Origin of the sequence: Paenibacillus sp. 3LSP (assembly GCF_032465655.1) — a bacterium.
Lineage (GTDB): Bacteria > Bacillota > Bacilli > Paenibacillales > Paenibacillaceae > Fontibacillus > Fontibacillus barengoltzii.
Map to the genome: position 1 here is coordinate 1 of NZ_JAWDJI010000249.1, position 15870 is coordinate 15870.

Consider the following 15870-nt stretch of genomic DNA (forward strand, 5'->3'; position numbering starts at 1 on the left):
TTACCAAGGGAGAAGCTCTTTTTCTATATCCGCTTTTTCCAATTCCTACACCCACAGAGATTTTACACTATCAAACTCATTCAAGTCATGAAGATTGCGCTAAAATTCCGCTTGCTGGCTTAATGCCTGACAAGCATACAGATATCGAGTCGTTAACCCGCCTCGTTATGTCAATGCTCTGCCAGCTTAACGGTTCATCCGAGCGCATCGCCAACTTGACGGAGTATCGCAAAGAAAGCCGTCCCGAGGAGTTTAAGCTCCCTGGGACGGCTTTATCGCACGCAAGTTTATGGCGCCCGGTACCCAATCTCCCCGTTGACGACGGTCATGAGCACCTGCGCCTGGAGAAGCTGCTCGGGGTCACCTTCAATTTCCCGGTCAATGACCGTAAAATCCCCGGCTTTCCCCACAGCGATCTCCCCGCGCTCGTCCGCTTCCCCGGCGGCCTGGGCACTGCCGCGGGTAAAGAGCGCCACGGCCTCCGCCGTCGTCAGCTTCTCTTCGGGCAGATAGCCCTCGTGCGTCTCCTCCGGCGCCCGCCGGGTCACCGCCGCATGCAGCCCAAGGAACGGGCTGAGCGGCTCGATGGGCGCGTCGCTGCCGCCGGCGCAGGGGATCCCGGCCGCCAGCAGTTTCTTCCAGGCGTACAGGTACGCCGTACGCCCTTCCCCCACCCGCTCCAGCACCCAGGGGAAGTCGCTGGCCACGAACCGCGGCTGGATATCCGCCGCGAGCGGCAGCGCGGTCATGCGCTGGACGAGCCCGGCGTCCAGCACCTGCGCGTGGATCAGCCGGTCCGGGAGCCGGCTGCCCGGCGTGAGCGGCTGCGCCTCCATCGCGCGCAGCGTGAGGTCAGCGCCGCCATCCCCGATCGCATGCACAGCGATCGGGAAGCCCTGGCGCCGCGCCGCGCGCACAATCTCGGCGAGCCGCTCCTCCGGATGGATCGCCATCCCCCGCGTGTGCGGCGCATCGCTGTACGGCTGCTTCAGCAGCGCCGTGCGGCCGCCGATCGCTCCGTCGGCGAACAGCTTCACCGCGCCGATACGCAGCCAGTCGTCGCCGTCGCCGGCCCGCACCCCAAGCTCTTCCGCTTCCTCCAGAAACGGATAGTACAGCAGCTGGTGGGTGCGGAAGGCGATCCCTTCCTCGCGCAGCTCGCGGCAAATGCGCTGCATCGTCTCGATGCTGCCGAGAAACCGCAGGTCCTCGGTATGGGCAGCGGTGAGCCCCAGACGCAGCGCGTCGAGCCAAGCGCGGCGAATGGCGTCCTTCTTCGCGGCGTAGTCCGGTTCGGGCTGCGCTCGGGTGAACGGCACCGACGCTTCCTCATACACCCAGCCGGTGAAGCGGCCTTCCTCATCCCTGCCGTATGCCCCGGCTTCCGGGTCCGGCGTATCCGGCGTAATCCCCGCGCGGCGGAACGCCTCGGAATTGGCCAAATACGCATGGAAGCAGGTGCGCGTCAGGAAGATCGGATGGCGGGTGCTGACCGCGTCCAGCTCCTCCAGGGTTGGCGCCGTTGCGGGTACAAACCGATTCTCGTCCCAATTCAAGCCGAGTATCCACTCGCCGTGCGGCGTCACCGCCGCGCGCTCCCGGACGAGTCCCAGCATCTCCTCCTTTGAAGTAACGCCGCTGAAATCAAGCATGGCCAGCTTCATGCCGTGCATGGACAGATGCATATGCGAGTCGGTTAAGCCAGGGAGCACTACCGCTCCTCCCCAGTCCACAGTCTGCACCGCCCGGCCTGCCAGCTGCAGCTTCAGCTCCGCCGTCCGCCCGATGGCGCGGATGCGGCCGTTTTCCACATATATCGCATCGGCTTCTTTTTCAGAGAGTCCGGTTGGCTCCAGCGCTTGGATTCTCCCGTTGATAAATAACGTGCCCGTCACGAACACCGCTCCTTTCTGCCTGCCCGTTCAGCCTGTTTGTCAGTATTTTTCGGCGGGCTTCCCTTACATTCCTAGCATAAACTGAACGATCTTGTCGTGCATTCCCGGCAGACCTTCATGGCCGAAATCCGGGTAAATCTCCAGCTTCTTCGGCGAAGGAATCGCGTTGTAGGCAGCAAATTGGGTGGATGGCGGGCAAATCTCGTCCATCAATCCAACCCCCATCAGCACTTCCGCTTGAATGCGGCTGGCCAGATGATGCACATCAATGTAGCCCAGCTTGGCAAACAGCTCCTCCTCCCGCTCATGCTGCGGATCAAAGCGGCGGAAGTACAAGCGTAATTCCTCGTATGCATTCTTGGCCAAATCCATCTCCCATACCCGGCGGTAATCGGAGAGGAACGGATAGACTGGCGCAGCCCGGCGTACCCGCGGCTCCAGCGCTGCGCATGCTAACGTGATCCCGCCGCCTTGCGACCAACCGGTGACGCCAACGCGGTTCTCGTCCACCTCCGGCATCTCCATAGCGATCCCCGTCAATTGTACAGCATCCAGGAAAATATGGCGGAACAACATATTTTGCGGATCCCCGTCTACCCCGCGGATGATGTGGCCTTGCAGCGTATTGCCGATCGTTCCGCCAACATCCTCCGATTTACCGCCTTGACCGCGGCAATCCATCGCAAAGACGTGGAAGCCAAGCGAGGCGTACCCCAGCTTCTCGGTCCAGTCGCCGGCATTCCCGGAATAACCGTGGAACAAAATCACCGCCGGCGCCGGGCCGTCTGATTTGGCCGGACGCACGTAATGCGCATGGATGCGGGCTCCTTTTACTCCGGTAAAATAAAGATGATAGCACTCCACACCCGGCAGTTGATATTCCGCCTTCTCCAACTGAACCTGTGGATCCACTGCGCGCATTTCGCGCAGCGCTGTCTCCCAATAAGCGTCGAAATCTGGCAGCTTGGGGTTAATTCCTTTGTACTTGCGCAACTCGTCTAAGGGCTTGTCAATAACCGGCATTAACCTCTTCCTCTCTCCACAATAGGGGCTGATTTTCACCGTCCGGCTGAACTGCCGCAGCAGTTGCCGGGCCATCGCTCACAGTATAGCTTGACAACGCTTTCTATACAAGTGGATCGGAGGCGATGACCGGTTTGCGCGCCCATGGTACACTATTTTTATAGATAACAGATAAAAAAACGAACGGATAGGAGCCATACCTATGAACAACAAGTACACCATCGTCTTCTTTGATCTCGACGGCACGCTGCTGAACGAGGACAAGCAAGTTCCGCAGGATACGATTCAGGCCATTGCTGAACTCAAAGCAAGCGGTATCGAGCCGGTGATTGCAACCGGGCGGGCGCCGTATTTTTTTGAACCGATCGCCAAGCTGCTTCACATCGAATCCTTCGTCAGCCTAAACGGGGCTTACGTTGTCTACCGGGGCGAGCCGCTGCTTCAGCGGCCCCTGCCTGCGCAAAGCCTTCAGAAACTCGTTGAGTTGGCTGGGCGCCATCAGCATCCACTCGTATTTCAGGGGCATGACCGTTATTACACCAATACTGAGGCACACCCCTTTGTCGTGGAATCCATTAATTCGCTGAAGGTCGAGCATCCGGGGTTCGATCCGGAATTTTGGAGCAAATCCCCGGTGTATCAAGCTTTTCTGCATTGTGAGGAGCAGGACGAAGCGCTGTACGATGGACAATTCGAGGACTTGCGTCTGATCCGCTGGCACTCGAAAGCGATGGATGTCACGCTGCGCGGCGGCTCCAAGGCGGTGGGCATCGCGGCCATGCTGGAACGTCTCGGCATCCCTCTGTCTGCCGCAGTCGCCTTCGGAGACGGTCTGAATGATAAGGAAATGCTGCAGGAAGTCGGTTTAGGGATTGCCATGGGCAATTCTCATCCAGACCTGCTGCCTCATGCCGATTATGTCACGGCGGCTGTGGATGAGGGCGGCATCCGTCAAGGTCTGCGTTATGCGGGACTGATTAACTGAGACTTTTCGCAAAAAATAGGAGATTCTTTGAAACATCTGCAGCTCTTCCTGCGTCAAAGGGTTAAACCAGTCTGAATCCGGAAGGAGGGAAATGATACCTTAAGCCTCGCCGTACGCTATGCGAGAGCAGAGCAGACGGCGAATCTGATTCGTTTAACTCATTACTGTTTCCAGGAGGGACTTGACGAATGAAACGGAACAGAACGTTCTCTTTCTCTAAACTTTCCAAGCTGACGCTGCTCATGGTCATCGCGTTCACGATGATGTTTGGCGGTACGGCCTCAGCTTTCAGCGACATTAAAGGTGACCAGGAGCAAAAGGCGATCGAACGCCTGGAGAAGATGGGAATCATTAAAGGCGACCTTCACGGCCGTTATTATCCGGCCCAGAAGCTGACAAGTGCGGAAGCCGTCACGCTGATCGTGAAAACGCTGGATCTCAACTTCGATACGATCCGGTTCATCAAACTGCCCAAAGCCAGCGATTATTACACCAAGATAAAGGATCATGCTTGGTATTCCGAAGCCTTTGTGATCGCGAACTACTACGGGCTGGGCATTCCGAAGGACATTAACCCGGCCGCCAAAGTAACGAAGGAGCAATTTAGCCACTGGTTGTTCAAAGCGCTGAGCGTAAAGGGCGAATACGCGTTTACGATGCAATATGTGTCCATCAAGGACGAGAAGCAAATCAACAAAGACTATATGAACAGCATTCAAGCGCTGCTGAAAGCCAAAATCGTTACCTTGGATAAGAAGGGAAACTTCGGACCAAAGCAACCGATCTCCCGCAGTGAAGCAGCAGGCATGCTTGACCGGACGCTGCAATTTATTAAAGACAATGAGCCGATTGTGAACCCAGTTCCCGGCTTGTCCAATTTTACCGTGAGCACAGACAAACTCACCAGCGACGTGACGAAGGTGACGATTACGGCGATGGCGCCGCACCCGGGCTACGGTCTGGAAGTGTCGAGCATCTCCTTTAAGGATGACAAGGCAGTCATCGACTATCGCATCGTCGAGCCTCAACCTGGGCAATTTTATCCGCAGGTCATTTCCGAGGTGAAGGCCGTCGCATACATTCCAGCCGGATTCCAGCCGGTGCTGGGCGCTCCATCCAAATAATCAGCATATTATGAATAAAAAAGAAAGGACCGCATGGATCCGGCAGCAGCCGATCGATGGCGGTCCTTTTTTTATCGTGGAGATTATGCCTTCGGCTCCGGGGTTGTTCCAAACGTCCGAATCCACCGATAGCGATTCACCTTCACGATCGCTACAAAGCATTTCAGGATTTGATCCGATTTCAGACAGATAAACGTCAGCAGCGGCGACAACCCCCATACTACAGCGCAGAGAAAGGATGAAGGCAATACGATCAGCCACATGAAGATTAAATCGTTGTATAACACAAATTTCGTATCTCCTCCGCTGCGCACGATGCCCGTCAGCACCGGCATTTGATAAGCCGTGCCTACCGCTGTTATGGAGAGCACCGTCATAAACTGCAAGGCCAGATCCTTGGATGCCGGGGATATGGCATAAAAGCCCAGCACCATGTCTTTGATCAAGAAGAGCACGGCCCCTGTCGCCAAACCGATAAACACATAAAGCACCTGCAGCGTTTGGGCGTAAGGCTTGATTTTTTCCGGATGTCCGGCGCCAATCGTCTTCCCGATAATCACAGCCGTCGCACTGGCCGAAGCGTATGTGACGACCGACACGATTTGGAAGACTGTTGTGGCGATACTGTTCGCGGCAATCGCCGCTTCCCCCATATGCCCCAAGATTCCAGACTGTACCGCCATGGCCAGCCCCCAGAGACCGTTGGACATCAGGATGGGAGAGCCCACGCTAAGGTATTGTTTGAACGTCCCCCGGTCAAATCGGAAGAAGTCCCGCAGCGTGAACCGGATTTTGCGATCCACTCGTTTGAGATACACCAACACGATGACCAGCTCGATGATACGGGCCGTTAGCGTCGCCGCCGCCGAGCCTCTCACCCCCCAAGCGGGGAACCCGAAATGCCCGTAGATCAGCAAATAGTTCAAACAAACATTGATCAGTAACGTCGACACGGAGAGGATAAATCCAACTCTGACCGTCTCCACGCTGCGCAGAGAAGCGAGCAGCAGGTTGGTTGCCGCAAAGAAGAGATAGGAAAAACCGATAATCCGTAAATACTTGGCCCCTTCTGTGATGACGTTGTCCTCGTTGGTGAATAAGGACAGGCATCCGTGCGGGAACAAGAATACCGCCAGCCACAGCAGGAACGCCAGCAGCAGTGCGATGCGCATTCCAATGCTGGCTACCCGCTTGATGGTTCGGATGTCCCGCGCGCCCCATGCCCGTGATGAGAGGATGACAACGCCCTCCCCTACTCCCATCACAAGCATTTGCAGCAAGAACTGGATCTGGTTAGCCAGAGCTACACCGGATAAGGCCGATTCACTGTAACCGCCAAGCATGATGTTATCCGATAAATTGACGCCAAAGGAAATAATGTTTTGCAGAGCAATCACTAAAGTTAGTCTGAAAAAGCTGTGATAAAATGCCTTATCCTGCACCAGAAGTTTCATGTTTGCGTACCAGCTTTCATGTTTGCTTACTAGCTTTCACGTGTGCTTACCAGCCCAACGATTTGAAGCGGATATCCCGTTCCCATAGCTCTTGCAGTTTTCGCAGCGATTCCTCCGGCAGAGGCGCGCTGCTTGCAGCTACATTTTCACGGAGCTGAGCGCTGTTTCGGACGCCGGGAATCACCGTTGTCACCTCAGGATACGCCAAAATAAACCGAAGTGCCGCCATCGTCATCGTCGTGTGCTCATCTTCCAGGAAGCGAATTTGCTCCACCAGCTTCGCACGGGTCTGAATCACTTCCGGAGACCAGCGGCTGCGCACGCCGGAGAACGAGCTGTTCTCGTCATATTTGCCCGACAACCAGCCGGAATCCAGCGGCACCTTAATAATGAGCGCAACATCTTTCTCCTGTGCGGCCTGGAACGCTTGTGCTGTTTCCTGATAAAAGATGTTGAACATCACTTCCATAACCCCAAGCTGAGAATGCTCCAGCGCCTCCAACATCTCACGGCTGGAATCGACGGACACGCCATATGCCAGAATTTTGCCTTCCGCCTTCAGATCCTCCAGCACTTGATAATGACCGTATTTACCATCCAGAACATCAAACGGCGGATTATGGATCAATACCGAGTCCAAATAATCGGTTTGCAGCCGCATCAGGCTGCGTTCCACCGAATTGCGGATCTGAGATGCGGAATAATCGGTTCCTTCCGGGGAATGACCGAACTTCGTATTGATGACCGCTTTGTCCCGTTTTCGTTCCAACGCTTTGCCGAGTAAGACCTCGCTTTTGCCTTGCCCGTAATTGGGAGCGGTATCAAAAAAGTTCACCCCAAGATCCAGCGCCTCGTGCACGAGCCGAATGGCCTCATCATCCTCCATCCCTGCCCAATCCTGCTTGTTGCCAAGCTGCCAAGCACCAAAGCCGATTTCCGATACCTGCTTGCCGGTTGTTCCGTACCTTCTGTACTTCATCCTCTCACGCTCCTGCGATGTTTGGATTTTAAATAAAGGAACTCATGCCCCAATTCTAGACCGGATCATGTAAGCCGCGCAAGGAGAAATCCGCTCCCCCCTTTCCTACTTGAAACCTGTCCGCATACAACGTTAAGATATATGACATAAAAGAGGTTTTTCACGGGAAATACCGCAAAAACCTCTTTACGAAAACCGGAAGCTTGGATTATGATGCCATAAGCATGATACCTAATCTTACATATTTAAGATTTGAGGATATACGCGCGGGACTCGGACTCCGAGCTGACAAACGACCTCATAGTTGATTGTTCCCATCCAATCGGCGACCTCGTCAATCGCTATCGCCGCCGTATCGCCCGTTCCGCCGAAGAGGATCACTTCCTCTCCCGCTTGGACGCCCTCTACCTCGGTGACGTCTAACATCGTCTGGTCCATGCACACTCGGCCGATGATCGGCGCCCGCTGTCCGCGAACCAGCGCAAACCCTCGGTTCGAAAGCGTCCGTGACAGCCCGTCGGCGTATCCGATGGGAACCGTGGCGATCAGCCGCTCTTCACTCGCCCGGAACGTCCGGCCGTAGCCGACGGATTGGCCCGGCTGGATCCGCCGGAGCGAAGCGATTTTCGTCTTGAGCTGCATCGCCTGCTGCAAAGGATACTCCGGCAGCCGCAGCTGCGGCGAAGGATATAACCCGTAGAGTGCGATCCCGATGCGAACGAGATCCAGATGCATTTGCGGGAACCGCATCGCGGCAGCACTGTTGCAGCAGTGCTTGATCGGTACGTGCAAGCCGTGGGCCTCCAGGGCATCGAGGCAAGCTTGGAACCGGGCGAATTGCTCCCACGTATACGTCGGGTCGGGTCCGTCCGCATCCGCGAAATGGGTAAACACGCCTTCCAGGATGACGAAGGGCGCAGCCGCTGCCGCAAGTTCAGCGAGCTCAATCACCGCCCGGGTGCTATATAAGCCGATCCGGGACATCCCGGTATCCACCTTCAAGTGGATGCGTGCTGCACGCCCGTACTTTCTGGCGCAAGCGATCGCCTCCTGCAGGACTTCCCTGGTATCCACCGTCAAGGTAATGCCCTGCCGAACCGCTGCTTCGACGCCAAACGGTGGCGTGTAGCCGAGCACGAGAATAGGTTGTGATATACCAACCGCTCGCAGCTCTAGCGCCTCATCAACGAGGGCCACGCCAAGATCATCGGCGCCGGCATGGATGGCAGCTTGCGCCGCTTGCACCGCTCCGTGACCGTAGCCGTTCGCTTTGACTACAGCCATCAGCCGGCAGCCCTTGGCGATTTGCTTGCGGAAGAGCCCCGTATTGTGGGCGATGGCGTCCAGCGACACCTCCGCCCAAGTTTCCCGATAGCCGGCAGGGGTGGAGACCCTTGATCGCATCATTGTCATCGTGGAATACCTCTTTCCTCATAAATAATCATTATGAAGCATCTTGAAATTAAGTATAATTCAGCCGCTCCTGCCGGGGTTTGTCTCCCTATCCCAAAAAAACGGCATGATCCTAGTGCGGCTTCACAAACCATATCGCATCGGAGGTGACCTTCGCCTATGTGCCAAGATCAAGACGATATTTTCGAGCCCTACTCCGACAATCTGGAAATGCTCGCGGAGAAGATCAGCGATGTGTTAGGGCGTCCGGTCACGATCGAAGACGCCAACCATCGGCTGGTTGCCTACAGCTCGCACGAGCCGGAGACCGACGCGGCGCGGCTGGCCACCATCGTCGGGCGCCGGGTGCCCGACCAGATCATTGGCAGTCTCTGGCGAGATGGCGTTATGCCTCGCCTATTGGAGAGCGAAGCGCCGATTCGCGTCGCCCCGATTCAAGAGGTGGGGCTTAGCGGCCGCGTGGCGACAGCGATCCGTTCAGGCTCCCGGGTTGTCGGTTTTATTTGGGTGCTGGAAGCGGAGAAGCCTTTTTCGGATCAGGAAATGGCGTTGGTCGCCAAGGCGGCCCAAGCGGCCCGCACCAAAATGGCTAGGTGGCAGCTGCAGCGCCATAAGGAGGAAGAGGCGCATCGCGATTTTTTCTGGCAGCTGCTGACCGGGCATCTATCCAATGAAACCCTGATTCAGGATAAAGCCCAGCGGATCGGGATCACACTCCCTCCGCAGTTCCATGTAGTTGTTCTGCAGTTTGCCGCCGAAGTGAAGGAATCCTGGCAACGGCAAGCGCTGGAGAGATGCGCTCCTCTCTCCGCGAACAGCCGGATCGTGCTGCGCGCCATTAATAAGAATCAGCTGATTTTGCTATTCGCACCGCTAACGTCGGATACGATGGATGGAATCACCAGCCAGTTGGGGCTGCTTCAACAGAATTTGCGCACCTTTTTTTCGCCGCATTTCCTAGGATTGGCCAGCGGATGTCTCTACAGCGAATACGGACGGCTGGAAGACAGCTACCGCGAAGCGCTGCTCCTGCTTGAAGTGAAGCAGCGGTTCCCCAAGGAGACGGGAGATCACGTGATGTATGGCGATCTCGGGTATTACCGCTACCTGCCCCGGATCTGGGAAGAGCTTCAGCAACATGGCGGCGCAGGCAGCCAACTGGCCCGGCTGCGGGCCTACGATCAAGAGCATCACAGCGAGCTGGTGCACACGCTGGAAGTGTTTTTGGTGCATGACAGCAATGCGAAGACAGCCGCCGAAGCGCTGCATGTTCATGCGAATACCCTGAATTACCGACTGAAGCGAATCGCTGAAATCGGCCGGATCGACTTAACCAGCATGGAGCAGAAAGTAACCTTATATTTGGAACTCAAAGCCGAACGTTTCGGCGGCAGCAACGCATTGTGAAATTTCACAATACGAGCGGTCTTTTTTCTCATATCTCCACAAACAAAAATTGCAGCTCCTGTCCTATACTGATGTCAGATCGTTTGACAGAGGAGGTTACCGCATGATCGTTGGAGTCCCCAAAGAAATTAAAAATAATGAAAATCGAGTTGCCCTGACCCCATCGGGCGCCTATTCGCTGGTTCAAGCAGGTCACTCGGTATGGATCGAGACCCAGGCGGGTGCTGGCAGCGGCTTTGAGGATACGGAATATGCGGCCGCCGGGGCCAAGGTGGTCAGCCGTGCTGCCGAAGCTTGGTCGGCCGATCTGGTTATGAAGGTAAAGGAACCGCAGCCGTCGGAGTATGGCTTCTTCCGTCCAGGTCTGATCCTGTTCACATATTTGCATCTGGCGCCGGAACCGGAACTGACCCAAGCGTTAAAAGATCAAGGCGTGACCGCGATCGCGTATGAAACGGTCGAAGTGAACAAAACGCTGCCGCTGTTGACGCCGATGAGCGAGGTGGCCGGGCGGATGTCCGTGCAAATCGGAGCGCAGTTTCTGGAGAAGCCGCATGGCGGCAAAGGCATCCTGCTCGGCGGTGTGCCTGGCGTGAAGCGCGGGAAAGTGACGATCATCGGCGGAGGTGTCGTTGGCACGAATGCAGCCCGAGTAGCCATCGGCCTAGGTGCCGATGTGACGATCATCGATCTGAATCCAGATCGCCTGCGGCAGCTGGAGGACATCTTTGGCGCCAGCGTGCAGACGCTGATGTCAAATCCGCAGCACATTGCCGAAGCGGTTGCAGAATCCGACCTGGTGATCGGCGCGGTGCTGATCCCTGGTGCCAAGGCGCCAAAGCTGGTCACCGAAAGCATGGTGAAAACGATGCGCCCCGGCTCGGTGATCGTGGACGTGGCTATCGACCAAGGCGGCATCTTTGAAACGGTCGACCGAATCACGACCCATTCCGATCCGACCTACGTGAAGCATGGCGTCGTGCATTACGCCGTAGCGAATATGCCGGGCGCCGTGCCGCGCACCTCTACGCTCGCGCTGGCTAACGCTACGCTGCCTTATGCGCTGGAGATCGCTTCGAAGGGCCTTTACACGGCGCTCAGTGAACGGGCCGCTCTGCGCAAAGGAGTCAACGTCGCCGCAGGTGCGATCACATACGCCTCTGTAGCCCGTGACCTGCACTATGAGTATGTGCCGGTTGAAGAGGCGCTGGAGCTGTCCAGCCCGCCAGTGAACTAGGCGATTTCACTTACATCATGAAGAGATCCGCTATCGCGGGTCTCTTATTTTATGTGGGCGCTATGCTGTGGTGTGAAAGACGACTCCCCCCGTTCGGCCAGCGACAGCTCGATGATTCGGTCGAGCAGTTCGCTGTAAGGGATGCCAGCGGCAGCGGCGCTGCGCGGGAGCAAGCTGTTCGCTGTCATCCCCGGCAGCGTATTTACCTCCAGCACGTAAGGCACTCCGTCCTTGAGAATCATATCGACCCGGGCGTAGACACGGCATTGCAGCAACCGATAGCAAGCCAGCGCTGCTTCGCGCACCCGTGCCGCAACATCGGGAGGCAAGGTGATCGGCTTTTCCTCCGCCCCGCCATCGCTGTATTTGGCTTCGTAGTCAAACCACTCCGCCCCATTGGCCGCCCGGATGCCCAGCACCGGGAGCAGCTCCCCGTCCAGGATCGGGCAGGTGATTTCCTGGCCGGACACCATGGACTCAACGAGCACGGACTCGCCCCATCGGAACGCTTCCTCCAGCGCGCTGCCTAATAACTCCGGCCGATCAACGCGCTGGACACCGATACTGGAGCCTCCGGCATTTGGCTTGACGAACAGCGGATATGCGAGTCCCGCTGCCTTGGATTCCCATGATCCGTCCGCGAACATTCGCCGATCCAAATAGGCTCCGTCCGGCGTCGCGATCCCTTCGGTCTGCAGCAGCCGCTTCGTCAGATTTTTATCCATGCATAAGCTGCTGGACAACACGCCGCTGCCCGAATACGGGATGCCCATTGTCTCCAGCACGCCTTGTACGGTACCGTCCTCGCCAAAAACACCATGCAGCGCCAGTAAAGCGAAGTCAATCCCCCTCACCCGGTCGATCAGCTCCTCGCGCTTCGTTAGCTCAATCGGTATCACTTCATATTTATTGGAGTCCAGCTTCCCCACGATTTCCTTCCCCGTCATCAGCGAGACCTCGCGTTCCGAGGAGACGCCGCCCATAATGACGCCAACCTTCATTCTGTTTCTCTCCTTCACCCGTTGTTTTACGTCCATGCAGCACCTAACTCGAACTCTCTTGCAACTAATTCAGATCCCCTAGCAGCTTTGCAGCCATTTCACCGATCAGACGAATCCCTTTCTCAATGTCTTCCTCCGGCACCCGCGAGAAGCCAATCCGCATCGTATTCCGCCCCCCGCCGTCAACGTAAAACATATCCCCCGGAGTGAAGAGGACGCCCTGATCTGCACAAAGCTCGAGCAGCTTCCACGTATCGAACTCCTCCGGGAACTCCAGGAACAAATGTAACCCGCCGCTTCCCGACAGCCGGGAGAATGGGATATACCGTTCGCAGCAGTCCTTCGTCCATTCGTACTTCCGCCGATACTCAGCTCTGGCCCGTTTCAAATATTTTTCGAGATTCCCGTTCAGCAAATATTGATACAGCAAAGATTGGTCTAACGTTGAGGTATGAATGCTGCGCGCCCGTTTGACGCTTTCCAGCACCTCGATCAGCTCCCGATCCGCTAAGATCCAGCCAACGCGAATCCCCGGGAACAGCACCTTCGAGAAGCTTCCCAAGTACACCACGCCGTTCCCCTGCCCAGCCATCGCAATCAGCGGCGCAACGTGAGAGCCGGAATACCTCAGCTCCTCATTGAAACCATCCTCGATTACCGGCACTCGGTAGCGGCTAAGCAACTCCAGGATGGCCAGTCGCTTCTCGGCAGACGTCACAATGCCGGTCGGATTGTGATAGGAGGGCACCAGGAACGCGCCGTCGAACGGCTGCGCCTTCAGCTCGCGCTCCAGCGCTGCAAGGTCCATTCCGTCCGGCTCCATCGGGATTCCGGTGATCTCAAACCCGTGGCGCCGCAAATTTTTGATCGCGGTCTGGTGGGTTGGGTTTTCGCATAACATGCGCCCGCCGGTATTGCCATCCCGACCGAGAACGGACAACACGATGTCCAGCCCTTCCGTAAACCCGCTGGTGATCAACAAACCCTTGCCTTGCAGATCCACGCCTTTGCGTTCCATATAGTTCAGCAAATAATCGATAAGTGGTTTATATCCTTTGGCATATCCATAGTTCAATAAGACGCGGCCTTCCACCGCCATCCGATCCAGGAATGCGCGTTTGACGTTCTCTAAATCAAACAGTTGCTCATCGGGGGCGATGCTCGTAAATAAAATGGCGCCTTTCGCCGCCCGCATGCCGGGCTTGCTGCGTTTCATATGGTCGAGCTCCACGGACAGCCGGGCTTGCCGGTTCATCCGCTCTCGCCAATCCATCTGCCAAGCAGGGACCGCCTGCCCGCTGGGGGCAGAGACCTCGGCGACAAAGTTCCCTTTGCCTGTGACCGCATACACCAGCCCCTCATCCTGCAAGGCTTCATAGGCGGCAATGATACTGCCCCGGCTGACGCCCAGCAGCTCCGACAGCTCCCGTGTAGAGGGAAGCTTCTGCCCAGCCTGCAAAGCGCCTTGCATCATCAGCCGTTTGATATAATTTTTCACCTGTACGTAAACCGGCGTTTCCGCCACAAGCTTAAATTCATGAAACACCCTGTATCGCCCCCATCCTCATGATGGCATATTCCAGGCCAAAAATAAAAGAACCACCCTCCCGCATTTTTCGGAGGAAGGTGGTTCTTCCGTTTATACCTTCACTTTCAAAAGTAATGTTAAGTTACTGGGGCGCGATAAGATAGATTCCAGATAAGTTCAAATCATTAAATGTTGTCCAGATTGGTTCATAAACTTTATAATTTCCTGCCTTAATGCCACTTTCTAAATCCTCTTTAACAGTGAGTGTACCTGTATGAATTCCGGCCAAATCAAATGTCCAGCCCATTAGCTGATTGTTATAGGAATAGTTGGTTAATACAGGTCCACCGCTATCACCATTAATTGAGGTGTAACCAATGGCTAAAACTTCATTATTTTTATACCCATATCCAGCGCCGCCCCACCAAATATCAACATTGGCATAAGCGATTTTTCCGGAAGTTGTTGTACCGCTGTTTGCTCCTCTCATATAAACGGTATCACCTACCGTGTCGCTAATATAGACACCTGTAATCATTGCCATATTAGATGAGGAGGGATAAGGTACACGTGCTCGGCCTTCAAAATTAGAGTTTAAAGTAATGTATCCAGAATCTGAAACAGCGTAGGAGCCATCCCCAGGTGAAGTTGTTCGATAGGTGAAATTTCCAATTGAATCTGTTGCACTTGTCGGTTGGTACCACGGACTAACACTTCCCGCAGTCTGACAGTGACCTGATGTAACTAATACATCCTTATCATTTTCATTTACTCCATAGTACCCACCTGTGCATACCGAATAAATTGTTTTATCGGGCTCGTCTGGTTTTGGACGATAGTTCCCGCCTATTTTAGCTCCCATCGGAATGAGTGATCCCCAGTTAGTATTGTCGGTTTCTGCTCTTAGAGCTGATGGGGATAACGTTGTATATATAAGCATGTCCGACTTGGGGAACAAAGATGAGATGGAAAGTCTCTCTTGCTTCTCTAGTTTTGCATCAAAAACTACAATTAATTTGTTATTCTTTATGTCCGGTATAAGCGCCAGAACAGTTCCAGGTTGAGCATTTTGTTTGATTTTCTCTTTAGCATCAACAATATCAGCCCAAGAGTATTTGGTTACTTCAAAATCAACTTTTTCATCATTCTGTATTGAATCCCTGATAAACTCCTTCAAATATTCCGAATCGTCTGTAATCTGAACAGTTACTCTTCCTTTCTCAGCATCATAATAATAGCCCGAAAACTGAGAGGGGAATTTTCTTTCAATTAAGTCTTTTATTATTGGGATGTCCTTTTTTACACGTTGGTTTTCAATATAGTCAGAGAGAATTGCTGAATTTTTCAATTCATAAGGAGGTGAGGTTAAAGTTAAAGGATATGGTACTTCGTTTGACTTATTTTTTTGGGATTCATTTGCAATTTCTTGAATAGAACCTTTAAACAACTTCATCTCAGGAATAGGGTTTTCTTCGGCATTTACAGAAAAGGTAACAAGTGAGCTGAAAACAAGAGAAGCAGCAAGAAAAATGGAAAGTGTGATCCTTTTCATAATACGTGCTCCATCCCTTCTTTTTATTGAACTAGGAAGCGATGATTATCAAAGCAAGACCGTTTAATTGTTTCAACTCCTTTCTTGTCCGAAGTATTTGCTTTGTTTTGTTAGTTGCACGATCTTAGCAGAATTCTTACTGACGCTTCCATAACAATAAACGACGAATTTAAAAAAAAGTTTCATTATTACCTTTATTTAGAATTTTTAATATTTACCTGAATCCGTGAACTTGAACAAATAAATCCTGAGGCGGACACAGGAAAATGCAG

Annotated in this window: 12 protein-coding genes; 4 read left to right on the forward strand and 8 right to left on the reverse strand. The window is 54.5% G+C overall.

From position 1 onward, the window contains the following. Positions 1-287: 287 nt before the first annotated feature. Together RW092_RS21805 and RW092_RS21810 are read right to left on the reverse strand one after the other, a co-directional pair. On the reverse strand, positions 288-1895 hold the full coding sequence (locus RW092_RS21805; RefSeq protein WP_410055565.1) for an amidohydrolase: 1608 nt from the start codon (positions 1893-1895) through the stop codon (positions 288-290). 63 nt (positions 1896-1958) lie between these two features. Further along, positions 1959-2918: an alpha/beta fold hydrolase gene (locus RW092_RS21810; RefSeq protein WP_316011277.1), complete on the reverse strand. Its 960-nt coding sequence runs from the start codon at positions 2916-2918 to the stop codon at positions 1959-1961. Positions 2919-3120: 202 nt separating this feature from the next. Here RW092_RS21810 and RW092_RS21815 point away from each other — a divergent pair, with 202 nt between their 5' ends. Then, positions 3121-3903 carry a Cof-type HAD-IIB family hydrolase gene (locus tag RW092_RS21815; protein ID WP_085169264.1) on the forward strand — a complete coding sequence of 261 codons (783 nt, stop codon included), beginning with the start codon at positions 3121-3123 and terminating at the stop codon, positions 3901-3903. A 188-nt stretch (positions 3904-4091) separates the two neighbouring features. After that, a complete protein-coding gene (locus tag RW092_RS21820) occupies positions 4092-5027 on the forward strand; it encodes an S-layer homology domain-containing protein (RefSeq protein WP_316011271.1) in 936 nt (311 codons plus the stop codon). A gap of 83 nt (positions 5028-5110) precedes the next feature. Here the strand turns inward: RW092_RS21820 and RW092_RS21825 are convergent, their stop codons facing one another. The 3 genes from RW092_RS21825 to alr all read right to left on the reverse strand — a co-directional run bounded on the left by RW092_RS21825 (position 5111) and on the right by alr (position 8873). Next, positions 5111-6481, reverse strand: coding sequence for an MATE family efflux transporter (locus RW092_RS21825; protein WP_028538720.1), 1371 nt, complete (start codon positions 6479-6481; stop codon positions 5111-5113). A gap of 46 nt (positions 6482-6527) precedes the next feature. Then, entirely contained in the window at positions 6528-7460 is a 933-nt protein-coding gene (locus tag RW092_RS21830; protein WP_316011272.1) for an aldo/keto reductase, read from the reverse strand. Positions 7461-7697: 237 nt separating this feature from the next. Next, positions 7698-8873 carry an alanine racemase gene (alr, locus tag RW092_RS21835; protein ID WP_085279153.1) on the reverse strand — a complete coding sequence of 392 codons (1176 nt, stop codon included), beginning with the start codon at positions 8871-8873 and terminating at the stop codon, positions 7698-7700. Between the two features lie 159 nt (positions 8874-9032). Between alr and RW092_RS21840 the strand changes: the two genes are divergently transcribed. Continuing rightward, a complete protein-coding gene (locus RW092_RS21840; protein ID WP_316011273.1) occupies positions 9033-10280 on the forward strand; it encodes a PucR family transcriptional regulator in 1248 nt (415 codons plus the stop codon). A gap of 103 nt (positions 10281-10383) precedes the next feature. Continuing rightward, complete coding sequence (ald, locus tag RW092_RS21845) at positions 10384-11517, forward strand: alanine dehydrogenase (protein ID WP_028538716.1); 1134 nt, start codon at positions 10384-10386, stop codon at positions 11515-11517. 44 nt (positions 11518-11561) lie between these two features. Here the strand turns inward: ald and RW092_RS21850 are convergent, their stop codons facing one another. From RW092_RS21850 to RW092_RS21860, 3 genes are all read right to left on the reverse strand, one after another. Further along, the gene (locus tag RW092_RS21850) at positions 11562-12518 is read right to left on the reverse strand and encodes a D-alanine--D-alanine ligase (RefSeq protein ID WP_316011274.1); all 957 of its coding nucleotides are present in this window, start codon (positions 12516-12518) and stop codon (positions 11562-11564) included. Between the two features lie 64 nt (positions 12519-12582). Beyond that, positions 12583-14064: an aminotransferase-like domain-containing protein gene (locus RW092_RS21855; protein WP_085279149.1), complete on the reverse strand. Its 1482-nt coding sequence runs from the start codon at positions 14062-14064 to the stop codon at positions 12583-12585. A gap of 124 nt (positions 14065-14188) precedes the next feature. Next, positions 14189-15598, reverse strand: a complete 1410-nt coding sequence (locus RW092_RS21860; protein ID WP_316011275.1) for a chymotrypsin family serine protease — start codon at positions 15596-15598, stop codon at positions 14189-14191. Positions 15599-15870: the final 272 nt, after the last annotated feature.